Here is an 18,158-nt window from a genome sequence, read left to right as displayed (position 1 = left end):
CCGGCAATAGCTTCCAATGGGCCTGAAGGCTCAGACTGACCGGACATCCAGACGAGCGACCTCGTTGCACGTGTAGAGCATCAAGCTCGTCGGTGACCTGGAGGCGCTCGATAGTTACCGCCTGACCGCAACCATGATGGCATCGACAATCACAGCTCCTCAGTCAGTCGATGACCTCGAAGACAACCATAGATGACGGTCGCGCATACTTGAGAAAAACCACATCATGCCAATATCAATTAGACAACGGGAGCATAAATCCCTAAACGATAATTCGGTATTGTCGCACCCGTCGCCGTAATTCTAAGGTTTTGGCGATGCAGCGGGGGCGGGGCTGTTCGGCGGATTGGTTTCGTTCGCTAATCCGATAATCGTTCCAACAAAGCCTCCGGCCTTTTTGGTACTGAGGAAAGTCGCGTCTCCGCCAGTCGGCAGGAGCTTCCATCCCTGTTTGCCCCAGGCGTACGACGCGCTAAGCGCTCCACCGTCGATTTTCAGCCTGAGGCGGACCGTACGCGCGCGGCGCGGCAGGACGGCCGACGAAACCAACCTTCCCGCCTGCGGATCGCCTGCCGTTTCACGGCGCATGACGGCGATCCGCCGCCTGCCCTGAACCTTGATCACGCCGAGAAAAAGATAGGCGTCATCGCTCTGGAGCGCGACAAGGCCTGCGCGATCGCCATCGCGGCCGGGCTCATAGTCCAGCGCGGTCGATACCTCTGCCGTGGCGTGGGCTTGCTTGCGGGCAATGAAGGCCGGCGTTGCGGAGATGTCTCCGATGGGATGTCCCGGCGCCATGACCAGACGGCCATGGTCGAGATGGAAGAAGGCCTTGGTCGGCATCCGGACGCCCATCCAGCCCAGACCCAGGCGCTTCTCATCGAATTTGTCGATATAGGAGAAGTCGCCGCTTTGAGGCGCACCGGGTTCAGTCGCTCCTGCGGACGCAGGCCTGTCCACGGCGAAGGGAATCGCTGTCCCGTGTTCCAATATGGTCGGCCATCCGTCGGCCGACCAGTTGACGGGCAACAGGTAGGTTTCCCGTCCGATATTGTAGAAGCCTGGAGCGTAGGCGCGGGCCGCCAGAAAGACCGCCCACCAGTCTCCTGACGGCGTCGTAACGAACTTTGCATGACCAGCGGCTTCGATCGGGTGCGGCCGCGTCGCCGGCAGATCGGCCTGGGTGAGGATCGGATTGCCTTTGAAAGCCTCGTAGGGGCCGCCGATCTTGCGGCTGCGGAAGACGATTTCCGAATGATGCTCGTCCGGTCCGGTGCCGCCCTCGGCGGCAATCAGGTAATACCATCGATCCTTCTTGAAAATGTGCGGACCCTCGGGCCAGAACAGATGCGGCGGATTGTCACCGCCTCCAACCAAGGGGATGCGCGGCCCGACCATGGCTTTGGTAACCGGGTCGAACGCCTGGAGCCACAGGACACGGTGCCCGGGAAATCTGGCCGGACCTTCGGGGGGACCGTTGTTTACGACATAGGCCTTTCCGTCATCATCCCAGAACAATGACGGGTCGATGCCGGCAAAATCGAACCAGACGGGATCCGACCATGGCCCCTGCGGGGACTTTGCCGTAATCACGAAATTCCGGTTATTCGTGCAGACGATGTAGAAGGTGCCGTCGCGATAGGAAATGTCCGGCGCCATGATGCCGCCCGAAACCTGTTGGCCCGCGAAGTCAGACTGGCCGACCCGGCTGATGGCGTTGCCGATTTGCCGCCATGTCACCAGATCGCGGGAGTGATAGATCGGCAATCCGGGGAAGTTGGCGAAGCTGGAATTGACCAGATAATAGTCCGGCCCCACGCGGACGATGCTCGGATCTGGCGCGTAGCCCGACACGATCGGGTTGCGGTATTGCCGGCGCCCTAGAGTAATTCTTTCCTGGCTGCGGCCAACATAACGGAAATAGGCAAAGCTGGCGTCACCGGCAATTGCGCCCTGGGGCACGGCGCAGGTGAAAGCGATAGCCGAAATGGCGGCGATCCTGATCATCGGCGTTTCCTGGGAGGTCGAGCGCGGGCAGGCCAGGCCTGCAACCTGAACTCGACAATACGGCCTTCTTAATTAGTCATTTGTCTGACATTTACATAGCCAGCGCAAGGCATTTGTGCGGATTCCGACGATGCCACGCATCCATCCCGAGAGGAGGGCGCGCACGATTCCGATATCATAGCGCCCAGGCGCTCTTACCCTCTTCCTCGATACGGCCTCGTGTCATGGGAATGTCCATGAGGAACGGGCTGACCACAACGCATGTGACGCCCGCATAATGTACGGCCAAGACATGTTTACCCGCCTCGCCCTACGGCACCAAAGTCGGCTTGGTCGACGGTTCCCACACATCGCTGCTCGTCGCGACCAGTTCCTTCATGTTCCGCCACGTCCGCCGCCCCGGGATCGACGTCGACCCAAGCACGACCGCACGCGCATAGGCGATCACCCGGTCCTGCACGCGCAGCTTCTCCTCGGTCGGCCACGTCTCCCAGGCATGCGGGCCGCGCACCACGACTAGGTCCTTCAGCCCCTTGACCCGCTCGTACGAGGCGACCTCGCCTTCCAGCCCGTCGGCGTAGCACCACAGCCCGCGCGCGAAGAACGCGCTCGGCCATTTGCTCATGCCCGCGAGGATCGCCGAGCTCGGGAAGAACACGATGTTGTTCTCCTGCTCGATCCCACCGATGAACAGCCCGCGATCGCGCCCTGGCCCGCGCCCGTCATCCTTCGGGCTGGTTTCGGATTCGAGATAGCCCACGCCGCTCGAGAAATCGGCGACCAGGATCGCACCCGCAATGTGCGGATCGCGGCGCGGCCCGGTGCAGGTGATCTTGGGCAGGTCGTAGCTGCAATCCTTGTCGAAATTGATCGTCATCGCCCAGCCGCTCGCCATCGTGCCGCGCGAGCTGCCCATGAAGAAGACCGGCAGGCCCTGGCTCGGATCGCCGCCATGGGCCGCCGCGGCGGCATCCGCGCCCCGGGTCAGCTTGCCGTCGGGGCCAAGCGCGCGCATCCCCTGCCCGCTCCGCAACGCCGCGACGATGTCGAGCAGATCGTGCCCCTGCTGCAGCGTGTTGGTGTCGCTATAGCCGCCCGAAATGCCGATGCCGCGGCGGTCCATCGCCAGCACGTCGAACCCGGCCTGATGCAGGCGATACCAGGCCTGGCGCCAGAAGCGCTCGCCCTGCACGCCGGTGCCGCCCTTGGGCCAGTCGTCGTCGGGAATGGTCACGCCGGTCTTGGGATCGACGGTGTAGGCGACGTCCTTGGGGTCATCGAGCGCGGTGACGCGGTCGCCGCCGCCGCCGTTCATGACGATCAGCGCGCGCTTGCGGCCGCCTTTGCCGTCATCGATCCCGGCGCCGCGAATGTACCAGCCGCGAATCCTGATATCGCCGGTCATCTTCATGTGGATGCGTTCATACGCTTCGACCGGCGCGGTGAATTCGACGATGTAGGTGTCGGGATCGGCTGCGGCGATCGGCTCGTTATAGGGCGCGCGTGCGAAGAAACCGGGCCGGCGGATCTGGCTCAGGTCGGTGGCCCCGCCCTTCTCCTCGATCTTGCCGAGCAGATAGCGGCCGTGCGCATCCTTGAGCGCATATTCCTTGTTCGGCGGATGGCGTTTGAGCACCTGCTCATAGACGCGCTTGTGGCATTCCTTGTCGTCCTTGCACTTCTTCCAGCGTTCGCGGAGCTTCTCGTCGGTGAAGTTGGTGACGTAGAAATCGCCGCGATAGGCCTTGGGCTTGCGCGCCGCGACGCTGGTGAACGGAATGCAGGTCCTGGGCCCCGCCTTGGTCGGCAGGATATAGCCGGGCAGCTTCATGTCGCGGTCATAGGCGACATAGGCTTCGCACTCGGTCGGCGGGAACATCGCCGCGGGCAGCGCCTGCGCCTTGTGCTTAGGGTGATCCTTGGCCTCGGCGGCGGTCGCGCATGTCACTGCCCCCAACGTGGCGAGCAACGCGACGGTCCATCTCTTCATTTCGCTCTCCGGATCTGATTTTTATCGTGGAAGATCGGCGAACCGCGCGGGCAGCTCGAAGCCATGGGCGAAGCGGTCGCCAAGTTCGGCGATGAATTCGCTGCGCGCGGCATAATAGGATCGCCCGGCCACGCGGACGCGCGAGACGGCACCGCCATCGCGTTGCTCGTGCCGCGCGAGCGAGCCGACAAAGCCTTCGCCCGACACGCCGCGGATCTCGCATCGCTGCCCGACCGCCATCTCGCCCCGCGCGCCGGCCAGCGCGATCCGCGCGGTCACGCCGCTACCGGTCGGCGAGCGGTCGATCTGGCCCTCGGCGAAGATGCAGAGATTGTAGCTCGGCTGCCCTTTATGATCGCCGAGCGCCACGTCATCGGTCAGGATCGTGCCGTAGAGGAAGGACAGATCACGCTCGGTCGGATGCTCGATCACGACCGCCCCGCGCACTGCATCGGTGATCGCCACGCCCGCCGCGACGAGGTCGCCGAGCGGCGTGTCCATCAGCGACAGGCCGATGCGCGACGCGGGGAGAATCGCGTAATAGGCACCGCCGAACGCGATATCGAAGCCGACCGGTCCGAATCCCGGCACGTCGACCGATTGGTCGAGATGGCTGGCAAAGGAGTCGACGCTTTCGAACGCGACGAGCGGCGCGCCGCCATCGTCCGCCGCCTCGACCTCGACCCGAACCACGCCGCACGGCGCCTCGAGCCCGAAACTGGCGCGCCCATCGACCATCGCGACGCGCCCGGTATCGACCGCCCAGCGGCCGATCGCGATCGTCGCGTGACCGCACATCGTGCTGTACCCTTCCTGGTGCGTGAACAGCACCGCGAGATCGGCATCGGGATGGCACGGCGCGGTCGGGATGACGCCGTACATGCCAGCATGACCGCGCGGCTCGAGCATCAGCATCCGCCTCAAATCATCGAACCGCTCGAGTGCGTCGCGGCGCTTCTCCAGGATCGTCGCGCCGCGAAGCTCGGGATAGCCGCGCTCGACGATCCGCACGGGCTCGGCCGCGGTGTGCAGGTCGACGACATGGAGGGTTCGCGCTTCAGCCAAGGTCGCAAACTCCCGATGCGCCACGCCGCGCCTGGACCATGGCCGCGGCGGCGAGATCGGCGAGCGCGGTGCCGACCGATTTGAAGACGGTGATGTCGTCGGCCGAGGTCCGACCAGCGACGCGGCCGGCGCATAGGTCCGCGAGCGTGCCGCGGATATCATCCGACGTGATGATTCCCGCCGCGATCGGGCCGGTCAGGTCGCCGGCCTCGGCCAAGGCGTCGCGCGTGTCGACATAGATGTGCCCGCGCGCGAAGCAGGCGTCGTCGGCTTCGCGCATGGCCGGTGTGAAGCTCCCGATCAGGTCGAGATGCGTGCCGGGTTGCAGCCAGTCGCCATGGACGATCGGCGCGGTCGAGGGCGTGGCGCAGGTGATGATGTCGGCCCGGCGCGCCGCGTCTTCGAGCGATGCCGCTGCCTTCGCTGCGAAACCCGCTGCCCGCAACTCGGCCATGAGCCGTTCGGCTTTGGCCATATCGCGGTTCCACACCGACACCGATCGGATCGGACGGACCGCAGCGAAGGCCTCGGCGGCGAGCGCCGCGATCCGCCCTGCCCCGACGATCAGCAAGTCGGCCGCGTCTTCGTGCGCGAGGTAGGAAGCGGCGAGCGCCGACACCGCGATCGTCCGGCGCGTCGTGATCTCATTGCCGTCGAGCAAGGCGAGCGGCGCGCCCGTCGCGGCATTGGCGAGCAGGTAGGTGCTGTGAACGCTCGGCAATCCGCGCGCAGTGTTGCCGGGATGAATGGTGGCGACCTTGGTCCCGAGCAGGCCGCCGCTCCAGGCGGGCATCAACAACAGAACACCGTCGCCATCGGGATGAGGAATATGGTGGTGATGCCGCTCGGGCACCGTCGCGCCGGCGGTAAAGGCGGTCTTCAATGCCGGGATCAGCGCGTCGAACGGCAGCGCATCGCGCGTTTCCGCCGCACCGATCACCGGTATCGTCGCGTCTCCCCCACCATGAACCGGCCCAGCTGTGGAATCATCCAATCGCATCGTCGCCGTCGCTCCCGATCGAGCGGCAACTTTGTCCTATTGGATTTAAAAATACAACATCTTTATGTACGCCGATCAGGTGGCGGGCACCTCTTCGTCATGCCGGGCTTGTCCCGGCATCCACCGCGCCACAACACCCCAGCTCGCTTGGGGAGGAGTGGTGTTCAAAGCGAAATCGTGTCCCCCGGACACGATTTTGGCCTGCCGGGGGCAGGCCAAAGCTTGAACACGGCACAAGGCCGGGGTGACGATGGGGTTTAGGCAAATGCTTAGTAGATAGCTGCCTGAGATCCCGCCCGTTAAATCTCGAATTAACTCAGACCGTCGCCTCGACGTCGCGCGCCAGCACCAGATGCGCCTTCATCAGATCGTGCGCCTTCTGGTTATCGCCGGCTTCCATTGCGTCCATGATCTCGAGATGTTCGTCGATCGAGTCGATCACGCGCTGGGCCCCGTTGATCCACTGGATGTTCATGAACGAGCGCAACTTGTTCTGCCGCTGCACCGCGTCGAGAAAATAGCGATTGCCCGAACAACGCGCGATGCCTTCGTGGAAATCGGCGTTGATCGCGAACAATTCGACCGACAGCGTGTCGCGCCATTTGCGCTTGCGGAAAGCGAGATGCTCGGCGCGGATGCGATCGAGCCATTCGCGGTCGAGTTCGAACGTGGATTCGAGCAGTCCGGCGGGCTCGATCACCGCGCGATAGGCATAGCTCTCCGCGCGTGCGCGCCCCGAATTGATCGGCAGGGTGAACGACCAGCCATTGCCGGGCTTGCGCTCGACCAGCCCGAGTTCGGCGAGCTGGCGCAGCACGCGCACCACGGTCGGCAATTTGGCGTCGAACAGCCGCGCGACCTCGAGCTGGCTGCACTGATCGGGCATGCGGCCCTGGTTGCGCGCCTCGGCGATCGCGATGAACAGGCGCTGGTCCTCTTCATCCTCCGGGTTGGTGACATCGAGATCGGGCGCCTCGGTCACCGGGCCGCGCAGGACGTAACCGCGATTGGCGCGCGCCTCGACCGCGCCCTGCTCGGCGAGCAGCTTGAGCGCGCCGCGCACCGGGGTGCGCGACACATCGAAGTGACGGCAGAGATCGAGTTCGACGAGGTGGTGACCCGGGCCCGCGCCCTGGTCCTTGAGCATCCTGAGGATCCTCGCGGCCAGGTCGGCTTGCAGCCGGCTGGCGCGCGGCGGCGCCTTGTCCATGTCCATCTTGCGCGCAGCCGCTCCCGCCATTTTCTCTCGATCTTTCATCAGCTCAGTCAGGGCTCCGGATTACACTTTCGCGCGCAAGGATGCAAAAGGAAGCACCACGCCCATCACGACTTGCGCCAAGGCCATGCTCCCCAATGCGCTTCGGAAGGGCGCGTAACTCAGTCCCGTCCCATCTGCGCGATGGGCTGGAAGCAGCCGAGAATGAGGCGGCTGGCATCGAAAGGAGGGTCGCCGGCCGAATCCATTCGCGGGTCGTGGTGCATTCTCTCTTCGGCGGCCTCGAAAGTCGCCTTGTCGGTCCAGATCTGCCACGTGAAAACGATCTTCTCTCCTTCCCTGGCGGCGACCGCTTTGCGGAAATCGGTGTGCTCGCCGCTGGGGATGAAATCCTCCCAGCATTCGACGATCTCGAGGCATCCATATTCGCCGAAGAATGTTGCGCTACTCGCCGCCCAGCGGCGATAAGCGTCTATCTGGTCCTCGGGCACCGGGATGACGAGGCCACAAACATACATATCCTCCTCCTTCGTTCAGGGCCGAGCGTCGTCGAGGCGCCGGCGAATATCCCGATAGGCCGCCGTGATGAGATCCCCGAGCCTGCCCTCGTCCGGCATGCGTTCGATCCGCAGCTTGACATGACGCATCCGCTTGCCGGCGCCTTCCAGCAGGCCGGTAGGGTCGTCGAGGAAGGCGCCGAAAAAGAAGCCGATATTGGCGTGTTCCGCGTGCGCATCGACGTAAGCGAAAGCCGCATCGCCGGCGCAGGCGGTCGGGCGGCCGTCATGGACCAATTCGCGCACGTCCGAACCGCACGCACGCAATCGCTCGAACCAGGGTTCCACTAAGCCGCGAAGCGCGTCAGCATCGGCAAACCATCGTTCGACAACCGGATCGCGCCGACGGGCGGTCGGGAAACGAAAAAGGGCGTCCATCCTCTCAGAATGCCAGTCGAACCGGCGTTCGCCAAGCGTGCTGGATAGGACGCGCAGTCCAACCAATCACCTCCTTGCCTGAAGCCCTTTCTTCCCCGCAACCGGCAACGCCGCGCGATCGACGACGAAGCCATCGTGCATCACCATCGCGATATCCTCGGTCGCGTCGATATCGGCGGTCGGATCGCGGTTGAGCAGGACGAGATCGGCGATCTTGCCCGGCGCGATGCTGCCAAGGTCGCGATCGCGGCCGAGAAAGACCGCCGCGTTGAAGGTGGCGATCCTGATGATCTCGAGCGGAGACAATCCGGCCTGGCGGAGCAACTGCATCTCGCGGTGCGACGACGCACCCGAGACCAGGTCGGTGCCGAGCGCGGCGACGCCGCCGGCGCGGACGACGCGGACGACGTTGCGCATCTCGCTGGGCAGCGCTTGTTCTCGCCAGGCCGCTGTCGGCTGGCGCAGGAATTGGGCGCGCTGCTCAGTACGCATCCGGCCGCGTTCGGCTTCGCTGAGCACGAGCGAATAGTCCGGGCGATCGAGGTATTCGGGGTGCCGCATCAACCGGCCATATTGATCGGCGATCGCCAGGGTCGTCGCGAACGGAATGCGACGCCGCGCCATCAGCTGAACGAAATCCTCGGACTCGGCCTCCGCCCAGATCGGATGCGCCAGGCCATCCGCGCCCGCCGTAATGGCGTTACGCGCATCCGCTTCGCGGGCGACGTGCACCACGACGCGCAACGCATGGCGATGCGATTCCTGAACGATCGCGCGCATCAGCTCGGTCGACAGCGCGGTGGCGGAGGATTGCCCGCCGAACCCGCCGCTGTCCTCAACCATCTTGATCAGGTCGGGATGTTCCTCCTCACGATGACGCGCGAGCGTCGCCGGATCGGCCGACGTGAGTGCGATGCCGATATCCTCGTTGCGCCCGCCGGGCGAGGTGAACACGCGGCCGGCGATCAGCAGCCGCGCGGATATGCGCGGATCCGCGCCGCGCATGATCTGGACCGTGCCAGGGAGGTTGCCGAGATCGGCAACGGTGGTGAATCCGAGCGCCAGAAACCCCGCCAGCGTGGCCTGCGCGGTGGCGACGTCCATGCTGCGCTTCTTGCCGTCCGGGCCGGTATCCCGGAGATGGATGTGCGTATCGATCATCCCGGGGGACCAGATATTTGCCCCGGCCGTCGATCACTTTCGCCCTGCCGATCGGCAGCCGCGCTCCGCCCAATGCGACGATGCGGTCCTTGTCGATCAGGACCGTGCGATGCCGAACAGCGGGCCGCCCCGTGCCGTCGATCAAGGTGACGTCGCGGATCGCGTAGCGACCGGCCATGGCCGGCGCGCAGGCCTGTGACAGCATGGCCAACGCACCGATCCATTTGCGTTTCCAGTTCATTGGCTGCGTCTCCGATCGGCACAAAAAAACCGGGAGCGTCTGGCGCTCCCGGTCTCGTGCTTCGCTATCGCTGCTCTCAGTAATTGAAGGCGAGCGAGAATTTGACCGTGCTCGGCAGCGACTCCGCCAGCGCGCCGGCGCCGACCGCCGCCCAATAGCGCTTGTTGGTGATGTTCTGGCCGTTGACCCGCGCGACCAGTTTGTGGCCGCCCAGGTTGAACTCGTACGACGCGCCGATATCGAAGGTCGTATAAGGGTCGGTGAAGGCCCTGTTGGTATCGTCCACCGCCTGCTTGCCGGTATGGAACGCGCCCGCCGACACCTTCAGGCTCGGCGTCAGCCAGGACACGGTATATTCACCCGACAGCGACCAGCTGACATCCGGCGTCCCGCCAGGGACGGTGTGCAGCGAGTTCGCATTGGCGGCCTGGAAGGTCCGGGCCTTGAGCAGCATCAACGTGGCGTTGATCGCCAGATCCGGGATCACATAGCCGCTGACGCTGCCCTCGAACCCGCGATAGGTCTGGGTCGCGTCGCCGAAACCGTGCAGCAGATTGGTGGCAGGGTCGATGCGTTCGTTATACGCCCCTTCACGCCGGATATCGAAATAAGCGAGCTGGATCAGCAGGTTCTTGCGCGGCTGCAGCTTCAGGCCGGCCTCGTAGAGCGTGCTCGAAATCGGCGGGAAGACCGATTGCGCGTTGTCCACGTTGTTCGACGCGATCGCATTCTCTTCCAGGCCCTGGATATAGGTGCCGTAGAGGCTCGCCCATTCCATCGGCTTGACGATCACGCCGCCCGACCAGGCAGTCGGCTTCACGTTATAGGGCTGCTTGGTGTTGAGATTGGTCGAACCGTCATTGGTGTAATCGGTGACGCGCACGCCGCCGGTCAGGTGGATGATGTTCTTGAAGCTCAGATCGTCGAACGCGTAGAGGCCCTTGTCGTCGATCGTCGACGGGATCGGCGGCTTGGCGACCAGCGCATAGGGGTTGGGAACGATGATCGGGTTGAGGAAATTGTCCCCTGTGATCACCGTACGCGGCGTCGCCGGCGATCCACCCAGGCTGCGCAGCGACCGCGACGCGCCGAGCAGGATACTGTTGGTGATGTCCCCGGTCGTGATCTTGCCATGCAGTTCGACCGCGTAGCTGATATTTTCGTAACCCGCGTTCTGGATATTGGTGCCGAACCGGACGGCCCCCGCCCCGAAGGTAGGACTGCCGGGCGTAACCGAGGCATTGTAGGTCGCGATCTGCGCTGGGGTCTGCAGCAACGTCACGTTGCCGGGCACGAACCCGGGATTGTAGCGCAGGCGCGTCAAATGCGAGCGCCCCCAATAAGCGGTAACGTCCCAATCCTTGGCGACCTTCCACACGCCCTTGAACAGCAGGTTGAGTTCTTCGGTCCGGTTGGTGTCCCAGGCGAGCCCGCCGATATTCTTGCTCGGATCGAGATAGGCGAGCGGCGGCAGTTTGGTCGCGCCGTTCGGGATGATGAACGTCGCCGGCTCGACGATGCCGCGCTTGAACCATTCGACATCGGCCGACAGCGTCAGCTTCGACGTCGGCTTAAGGTCGAACGTGCCCGACGCCAGGTAGCGGTCGCCCTTGGCGAAAGTGATGCCGGTATCCTGGCGCGCGGCGACCGCGTTGATGCGGAAGCCGAAAATGCCGACCGTATCGCCGAGGTCGAGATGGCCGCCATAACCGCCATTGCTGTCGCCGAACGCGCGCAGGCCGACATAGAGGTCCGGCGTCGCCCGCTTCATCACGAAATTGACGATGCCCGATGGTGGCGAGAAGCCGTAATAGATCGCCGAGGCGCCCTTCAGGATCTCGACGCGATCCTTGTCCTCGAGCGGAAAGGCGGTCGACGACAGGATGTTGAGCGTGCCGTCGAGCTTGTAGCTCGATCGCGTATCGACGGTGATGCCGCGGATCGTGATGTTGTTGTACGAGGCGGGACCGACGCCCGACGACGAGACGCCGGCGGTGTTGCGTACCGCATCGATCAGGTCGACCGCCTGTTGCGACTTCAGCAAGGCGTCCGGGATGACCGACACGGTCATCGGAATGTCGAGGATCTTGGCGTTGCGGAAGCTGCCCGATTGCGCGGTATCGGTGCCGAACTGGTTGTTGCGTTCGCCGGTGACGATGATGTCCTCGGCGGGCGGGCTGTCCTTGGCGGCATTGGCCGCCTGGTCGGCGGGAGCCGCTTGGGGCGGTGCGTCGGCCGCCTGGGCGTACGCCAATCCCGGCATCGCGCCGGAAACCAGCACCGATGTGCCCAACAGCAAAACACGCGAAAGCTTCATGTTCGTCTCACTCCCCTAGCCGGGCGCCGAAGCACCCACCGCAACCCCGACCTCTCCGTGTCAGATTCGTGTATTTTTAGTATCAATAATGTTTAATTGTATTTTGTAAACCGGAAAATACACATTATTGCTGCGCGGCCAACGTTTCCGTGAGCGCCAGCGCCGGCGAGGCCGCTAGCAAGCGGCGCGTATAATCGTGCGTCGGCGCCGCGAACACCGCGTCGGTCGGCCCCTGTTCGACGATCCGACCCTTTTCCAGCACGATCACGCGATCGGCGATCTGCTCGACCACGGCGAGATCATGGGTGATGAACAGGCAGGCGAAGCCGCGGTCGCGCTGGATACGCTGGAGCAAGGTCAGTACCTGGAGCTGAATGGTGACGTCGAGCGCGGAGACTGGTTCGTCGGCGACGACCAGGCGCGGTTCGGATGCGATGGCGCGCGCGATCGCGACGCGCTGGCGTTGCCCGCCCGACATCTGGTGCGGGCGGCGATCCTCGAAACCCGCCAGCCCGACGTCGTCAAGCGTCGTGCGGACGCGCTCGCGGCGTTCGGACGCGCTCAATTCGGGCAAGTGACGCAAGGCGGCGCCGACGATCTCGCCGATGCGCAGATGCGGCGGCAACGACGAGAAGGGGTCCTGAAAGACAAGTTGCGCGTCGCGGCGGAACGCACGCTCGCCCGCGCGGTCGAGCCTGGCGATATCGTGGCCATCGAACAGGATGCGTCCGCCGGCGAGCGGCTTCAGCCCCAAGGCGGTGCGCCCGAGCGTGGTCTTGCCCGACCCGCTGGCGCCGACCAGCGCAACGATTTCCCCGGCGCGGACATCGAGCGTGACGTCGTCGATCACCCGGATTGGGGCGCCCGCACGGAACAACCCCGGCTTGCCCGGATAATCGACCCGCACATTCTCCATGCTGAGGATCGACGGCGCGTCGGGCGCGATCGCCGCTCGCGCGCCATCCTTGCGCGGCAGCGATCCGACCAGCTTGGCGGTATAGGGATGTTTGGGCCGCGCGAGGACCTCAGCTGTCTCGCCCTGCTCCACCATCACGCCCTTTTCGAGCACGATGACGCGATCGGTATATTCGGCGACCAGCCCGAGATCGTGCGTAATCAGCAACAGCGCGGTACCCATCTCGCGGGTCAGCGCGACCATCAATTGCAGCACTTCGCGCTGGCTGAGCGTATCGAGCGCGGTGGTCGGCTCGTCGGCGATCAGCAGCCGCGGCTCGAGCAGCAACACCGAGGCGAGCATGATCCGCTGCCGCATCCCGCCGGAGAATTCGTGCGGATAGCGCGCCAGGCAGCCTTCGGGATCGGTAATCTGGACGCGTGCCAGCATATCGATGCTGCGCCGCCGGACCTCGGCATCGTCGAGCCCGCGATGGAGCTTGAGCCCTTCGGCAAGCTGGACCCCGATCGGCAGCGCCGGATTGAGCGAGGTCATCGGCTCCTGGAACACCAGCCCGATCCCTGCCCCGCGCACCGACCGCAAGCCGCGTTCGCCGAGCGCCGTCAGCTCGCGGCCCTCGAAGCGGATCGTCCCCGACACGCGCTCCAACCCGGGCGCCAGCAGCCCGGGGATGGCGCGCGTCGCCAGCGTCTTGCCGCTGCCCGATTCGCCGACGATCGCCAGCCGTTCGCCGGCGGCGACGGCAAAGCTCAGTCCTTCGAGCAGGATCCGACCACCCGCCTCGATCCTGAGATTCTCGATGGTGAGAAGCGGCTTGCTCATCAATTGTCTCGCGGATCGAGGCGGTCGCGCAGTGCGTCGCCGAGCATGTTGATGCCGAGCAGAGTCGCGACGATGCAGAGACCCGGCGCGATGCTCAGCCAGCTCGCCGCGTACATGTACGGCCGCGCCGAGGACAGCATATTGCCCCAGGTCGGCAGCGGCGGCGGCACCCCGACGCCGAGGAAGCTTAGCGCGCTTTCGGACAATATCACCCAGCCGAACAGGCTGGTCGCCAGCACCAGGATCGGCGGCAAGGCATTGGGCAGGACGATCCGCCACATCGTGTACAGCGCGCTGTCCCCGGCGACTCGCGACGCCTCGACATATTCGCGCTCGCGGATCGAGATGACCGAGCCGCGCACGACGCGAACCGTGGCGGGCAGATAGGCGATCGCCAGCGCGATGACGATGCTGTGCCGGCTCGATCCCATCACCGCGACCAAGGCGAGCGCGAGCAGGATGCCGGGGAAGGCGAGCAGCGCGTCGCTGAAGGTCATGATCACGCGCTCGGTCCAGCCGCGCAGGAAGCCGACGACGAGGCCGAGCGCCGTCCCGATCACGATCGAGATGACGACGGTCTGGATCGCGATCAGCAGGCTGATCCTGGCGCCGAGCATGGCGCGAGAGGCGACGTCGCGGCCGAACTCGTCGGTGCCGAGCCAATGCGCCAGCGACGGCGCCGCGAGCGTATGGTCGAGATCGATCGCCAGCGGATCGTAAGGCAGCCAGACGAAGCCGAGCAGCACCACGACGAGCAACGCGCCGACCAGCCCGAAGCCGAGCAATGAGTGGATCGAGCGCTTCATTCGACCGTCACTCGCGGGTCGAACAATGGATAGAGCAGGTCGACGACCAGATTGACGACGACATAGATCACCGCGGTGAACAACAGGCAGCCTTGCACCACCGGATAGTCGCGGCTGAGCACGCCGGTCACCATCAGCCGGCCGAGGCCAGGCAAGGTGAACACCGTCTCGATCACCGCGATCCCGCCGAACAGTCGGCCGAGCGTCAGCCCGACCAGCGTCAAGGTCGGCGCGAAGGCATTGGGAAAGACGTGGCGCGACAATACGGTGCGCTCGGCCAGACCCTTGGCGCGGGCATGCGTGACATAATCGAGCCGCAGCACGTCGATCGCGCTCGACCGCATCATGCGGATCAGCACGCCGCTTTCCGAAATCGTCAGCGTCGCGATCGGCAGGATCAGGAACAGCATCGCGCCCCACGGATCCTCCGAGAACGGAATATAGCCGACCACCGGCAACCAATGCAGCCACACGCCGAACACCAGCAGCAGCAGCAGGCCGAGCCAGAAGCTCGGCACCGCGAGGATCAGGCTCGCCCCGCTCATCACCGCGAGATCGAGCGCGCTGCCACGGCGCCACGCGGCGACCGTGCCCGCCGCAATCGCGATCAAGGTCGCGAGCCCGACCGAGATCAGTACGACGATACCGGTCGTCTCGGCGCGCGTGATCAGCAACGCCGACACCGGCTCGCCGGTCGTGATCGACGTGCCGAGATCGCCGCTGAACACATGGCCGAGCCAGGTCGCGAACTGGACATAGACCGGCTTGTCGAGCCCGAGTTCGGCATGGAGCGCGGCGACGGCGGCCGGGTCGGCGCCTTCGCCAAGCATGATCTGCGCCGGGTCGCCGGGGATAAGCCGGACGAGGAAGAACACCATCAACGCAACGATGATCAAAGTCGGGATCGCGAGCAGCAGCCGGCGGATGATGTACGCGATCATCGCGCACTCTCCGATCCGCTACTGGCCAGCCCGACGTTCCACAGCCGCTGCGTCTGCGCCGACCAGGCGCGATAGCCGGTGACCGGCGTGCGCAACGCGGTCACGCGGCGCGTATTGTAGAGGACGATCGCCGGCACCTCGCTGCGGAAGCGCGCCTCGAGCTGATCGAAAATCTTCTGCCGCTGGGCGCGGTCGCCGGTCACCACCGACTGGTGAAGCAGGTCGATCGCTTGCGGCGAATTCCACACCTTGCGCGGATCGGTGGCGCGGTCGCCGATCAACACGCCGAACATCTGCGACGCGTCCATCCGTGCCGAAAAACCGAACATCGTCGCCTGATAATCGCCGCTCGAATAGCGCGCGAACTGCGTCGCCCAGTCGAGGCTGACGATCTCGATATTGATCCCGGCATCGCGCGCCATCGCTTGGACCAGGATCGCGGCATCGTACATTTCGGGCGGGCTGTGGCTGGTCATCAGCTCGATCGGCTCGCCACGATAGCCCGATGCCTTGACCAGCGCGCGCGCAGTGGCGAGATCGCGCTTGACCGGCACGCGCTCGGCCGCGCCGTAAAAGGCATTGGCGGCCGGCACCGGCGAGCTGTCGGGAACGCCGGTGCCGTGAGTCACCACCCGGGTCAGCGCCGCCACGTCGAGGCTGAGCGACAGCGCGCGCCGCAACCGGACGTCGCGCAAGATCGGCGCCCCGGTCTGGAGCAGGATGCCGTAGAAGTCCGCCGACATCGCCGAATCCCGCTTGATTCCGGGTGCGCCCGCGATCGTGCCGAGCTCGTTGGGCGCCAGCGCGTCGAGCACGTCGAGGCTACCGCGCAACAACGCCGCGCTCGCCGCCGAGCCATCGGGGATCACCGAGAAGCGCACGCGCTCGACCAGCGCGTGCTTGCCCCCGGCATTGCCGTCGGTCCCGCCCGGCAAGGGCCGATAGCCGTCATATTTGACGAGATCGATATATTGGTTGTGCCGCCATTCGCCCCAGCGGAACGGCCCGGTCCCGATCGGATATCGCCACATGCCGTCGGGTCCGACCGAGGCGCGATGCGTGATCCCGGTGCTCCCGCAATCGAGCCGGGCCAATGTCGCGAGGAACAAAGGCGCCGGGCGATCGAGAACGATATCGACCGTGTCGGGGTCGGGCGTGTCGATCGCGGTCACCGCCGCAATCCCCTTGGCGCTCAGATCCGACTTGCAGCGCCAATGGCTGTAGGGCGCGAGATAGCGGTCGAGCGACCATTTGACGTCGGCCGAGGTCAGCGGCGCGCCGTTGTGGAAGCGGATGCCGCGGCGGAGCGCGAAACGATAGGTGCGACCGTCGGGCGATACCGTCCAGCCGCTCGCCAGCATCGGGCCGACCGATCCGTCCTCGCGCAGCGCGACCAGCCCCTCGACGACATGGAGCAGCACCGCGTCGGTATTGGCGTCGCGTTTCATCCCGGGATCGGACGACGCGATGTCGGCATTGAGCCGCGCACGCAGCATCGATCCGGGCGGCGGCGGCGCCTTGGGGTGTACGAACGCGAGGCCAAGTCCGACGCCGGCCACGATTAGGATCAGGCCAGCGATCGTCTTACGCATCGGCGGTCGGTCGCTCCGCATCGGCCGACGCGTCGGCGGCGAGCGTGTAGCGGACATAGTCGGCGCCGGCATGCGGCATCATCGCCACCTGCATCTCGCCGAGCGCGGGGCGCATCAGGAACGACGCCACGGTCGCGGTATTGCCGGTCATGGTGGAGGCACGCGGCGGCACGCAGATCGACAGCGGCGCGCCCGCTTTATCGAGCAGCACGCCCCTCACCTCATCGAGCCCGATCCGGGCGTGCGGCGCGAGCAGCCGTTCGGCGCGTTGCTGCCGCCAGAAACTGCACGGTGAATCGGGAATGCCGGTCTCGCGCAATTTGGCGAGCGCGACGGGACTGAGCCAATGGTTGCTGTGCACGAGCAGGCCATCGCGCGGTTCTACCACGAAAGTCTCGTCGGGCGCGCATTCGAGGTCGTGGACGATGCCGGTCGGCGCATGGCTGATCGCGAGGTTGTTCGAGGCCGATTTGGGCGTGGCATAAGCCGCACCGAACGCCAGCGAGGGATTGTCCTGCTGCAGCACCTTGCGTCGGATCAGCGCGAGCGGAACGCCGAGGTTACGATAGTCGCGCTCGCATTCGAGATAGTTGCCGGTGATCGCGATGCCGATACTGTTGAACCCGAACCGCGCCAGCCCGCCCGCTTCGGTGAAGGTCAGCATGTCGGGGCCGTCGTCATTCCTGATACGCAGGATGATGCAGGCGTCGGCGCAGGACGATTTCCAGTCCCAATTGTGCGCGTGGATCAGATTGCCGTCGCGCGTGCGCTCGGGCTGGACGACGATCGTGGTGCACCCTTCCGCCGCGCGCTCGGCGAGCAGCCCTGCGCGCAGCACCGGCTCCTTGGCCAGCTTGAGCAGCTCGGTCCGCGCATTCATCAGCACGATGTGCGACAGCGGCAAATCGGCGCCCTGGGCGATGCCGCGCATCTCCTCGACATGATCGGCGTCGAAATCGGCAATGATCGGCAGATAGGCCTCGACCAAGTCGCCGAGCGCAGCCTCGGACAGGCCGAGGCTTCCCATCTGGTTGATATAATGCGAGGTTCCCCGCCGGATCTCGGCCACCGCGCCTTCGCCATAGCGGATGCCGCGATCCCGGGGGCTTCCCCAGATCTCCAGAAGACGGCAAGCGTTGCTCATCGATC

General features: G+C 65.2%; 14 protein-coding genes. All 14 read right to left on the bottom strand.

Annotated features, from left to right (window positions below):
- Positions 1–303 precede the first annotated feature (303 nt).
- On the bottom strand, positions 304–2,007 hold the full coding sequence (locus tag AC1DQQ_RS17055) for a glycoside hydrolase family 43 protein (protein ID WP_478045978.1): 1,704 nt from the start codon (positions 2,005–2,007) through the stop codon (positions 304–306).
- A gap of 310 nt (positions 2,008–2,317) precedes the next feature.
- Positions 2,318–3,997 carry an alpha/beta fold hydrolase gene (locus tag AC1DQQ_RS17050; RefSeq protein WP_478045977.1) on the bottom strand — a complete coding sequence of 560 codons (1,680 nt, stop codon included), beginning with the start codon at positions 3,995–3,997 and terminating at the stop codon, positions 2,318–2,320.
- Positions 3,998–4,018: 21 nt separating this feature from the next.
- The gene (locus AC1DQQ_RS17045; protein ID WP_478029004.1) at positions 4,019–5,062 is read right to left on the bottom strand and encodes a proline racemase family protein; all 1,044 of its coding nucleotides are present in this window, start codon (positions 5,060–5,062) and stop codon (positions 4,019–4,021) included.
- Entirely contained in the window at positions 5,055–6,056 is a 1,002-nt protein-coding gene (gene lhpI, locus AC1DQQ_RS17040; protein WP_478029003.1) for a bifunctional Delta(1)-pyrroline-2-carboxylate/Delta(1)-piperideine-2-carboxylate reductase, read from the bottom strand. Before lhpI ends, AC1DQQ_RS17045 begins: the two co-directional genes overlap by 8 nt.
- 322 nt (positions 6,057–6,378) lie before the next feature.
- Positions 6,379–7,302 carry a GntR family transcriptional regulator gene (locus tag AC1DQQ_RS17035; RefSeq protein WP_478029002.1) on the bottom strand — a complete coding sequence of 308 codons (924 nt, stop codon included), beginning with the start codon at positions 7,300–7,302 and terminating at the stop codon, positions 6,379–6,381.
- Between the two features lie 137 nt (positions 7,303–7,439).
- Complete coding sequence (locus AC1DQQ_RS17030) at positions 7,440–7,796, bottom strand: DUF1428 domain-containing protein (protein ID WP_478029001.1); 357 nt, start codon at positions 7,794–7,796, stop codon at positions 7,440–7,442.
- A 15-nt stretch (positions 7,797–7,811) separates the two neighbouring features.
- Complete coding sequence (locus AC1DQQ_RS17025; RefSeq protein WP_478029000.1) at positions 7,812–8,279, bottom strand: DUF1801 domain-containing protein; 468 nt, start codon at positions 8,277–8,279, stop codon at positions 7,812–7,814.
- Entirely contained in the window at positions 8,280–9,374 is a 1,095-nt protein-coding gene (locus AC1DQQ_RS17020; protein ID WP_478045976.1) for an amidohydrolase family protein, read from the bottom strand.
- 317 nt (positions 9,375–9,691) lie between these two features.
- Complete coding sequence (locus AC1DQQ_RS17015) at positions 9,692–11,932, bottom strand: TonB-dependent siderophore receptor (RefSeq protein ID WP_478028998.1); 2,241 nt, start codon at positions 11,930–11,932, stop codon at positions 9,692–9,694.
- 124 nt (positions 11,933–12,056) lie between these two features.
- Entirely contained in the window at positions 12,057–13,670 is a 1,614-nt protein-coding gene (locus AC1DQQ_RS17010) for a dipeptide ABC transporter ATP-binding protein (protein WP_478028997.1), read from the bottom strand.
- Entirely contained in the window at positions 13,670–14,476 is an 807-nt protein-coding gene (locus AC1DQQ_RS17005; RefSeq protein ID WP_478045974.1) for an ABC transporter permease, read from the bottom strand. Before AC1DQQ_RS17005 ends, AC1DQQ_RS17010 begins: the two co-directional genes overlap by 1 nt.
- Positions 14,473–15,417 carry an ABC transporter permease gene (locus tag AC1DQQ_RS17000; RefSeq protein WP_478028994.1) on the bottom strand — a complete coding sequence of 315 codons (945 nt, stop codon included), beginning with the start codon at positions 15,415–15,417 and terminating at the stop codon, positions 14,473–14,475. The genes AC1DQQ_RS17005 and AC1DQQ_RS17000 overlap by 4 nt, the downstream gene beginning before the upstream one ends.
- Complete coding sequence (locus tag AC1DQQ_RS16995) at positions 15,414–17,009, bottom strand: ABC transporter substrate-binding protein (protein WP_478028993.1); 1,596 nt, start codon at positions 17,007–17,009, stop codon at positions 15,414–15,416. Before AC1DQQ_RS16995 ends, AC1DQQ_RS17000 begins: the two co-directional genes overlap by 4 nt.
- Complete coding sequence (locus AC1DQQ_RS16990) at positions 17,002–18,153, bottom strand: C45 family autoproteolytic acyltransferase/hydolase (RefSeq protein WP_478028991.1); 1,152 nt, start codon at positions 18,151–18,153, stop codon at positions 17,002–17,004. The genes AC1DQQ_RS16995 and AC1DQQ_RS16990 overlap by 8 nt, the downstream gene beginning before the upstream one ends.
- Positions 18,154–18,158 lie beyond the last annotated feature (5 nt).

It is taken from the genome of Sphingomonas sp. P4_G3 (genome assembly GCF_056401105.1).
Note: the sequence above shows the minus strand (reverse complement) of the source record. Positions and strands in the feature narration are given on the sequence as shown.

Excerpts from the sequence above, each read along its gene's own strand:
- AC1DQQ_RS17000 (WP_478028994.1), bottom strand. The coding sequence starts at position 15,417 with ATGATCGCGTACATCATCCGCCGGCTGCTGCTCGCGATCCCGACTTTG.
- AC1DQQ_RS17020 (WP_478045976.1), bottom strand. The coding sequence starts at position 9,374 with ATGATCGATACGCACATCCATCTCCGGGATACCGGCCCGGACGGCAAG.
- AC1DQQ_RS17030 (WP_478029001.1), bottom strand. The coding sequence starts at position 7,796 with ATGTATGTTTGTGGCCTCGTCATCCCGGTGCCCGAGGACCAGATAGAC.
- AC1DQQ_RS16995 (WP_478028993.1), bottom strand. The coding sequence starts at position 17,009 with ATGCGTAAGACGATCGCTGGCCTGATCCTAATCGTGGCCGGCGTCGGA.
- AC1DQQ_RS17010 (WP_478028997.1), bottom strand. The coding sequence starts at position 13,670 with ATGAGCAAGCCGCTTCTCACCATCGAGAATCTCAGGATCGAGGCGGGT.
- AC1DQQ_RS17035 (WP_478029002.1), bottom strand. The coding sequence starts at position 7,302 with ATGGCGGGAGCGGCTGCGCGCAAGATGGACATGGACAAGGCGCCGCCG.
- AC1DQQ_RS17055 (WP_478045978.1), bottom strand. The coding sequence starts at position 2,007 with ATGATCAGGATCGCCGCCATTTCGGCTATCGCTTTCACCTGCGCCGTG.
- AC1DQQ_RS17015 (WP_478028998.1), bottom strand. The coding sequence starts at position 11,932 with ATGAAGCTTTCGCGTGTTTTGCTGTTGGGCACATCGGTGCTGGTTTCC.
- AC1DQQ_RS17050 (WP_478045977.1), bottom strand. The coding sequence starts at position 3,997 with ATGAAGAGATGGACCGTCGCGTTGCTCGCCACGTTGGGGGCAGTGACA.
- AC1DQQ_RS17005 (WP_478045974.1), bottom strand. The coding sequence starts at position 14,476 with ATGAAGCGCTCGATCCACTCATTGCTCGGCTTCGGGCTGGTCGGCGCG.
- AC1DQQ_RS16990 (WP_478028991.1), bottom strand. The coding sequence starts at position 18,153 with ATGAGCAACGCTTGCCGTCTTCTGGAGATCTGGGGAAGCCCCCGGGAT.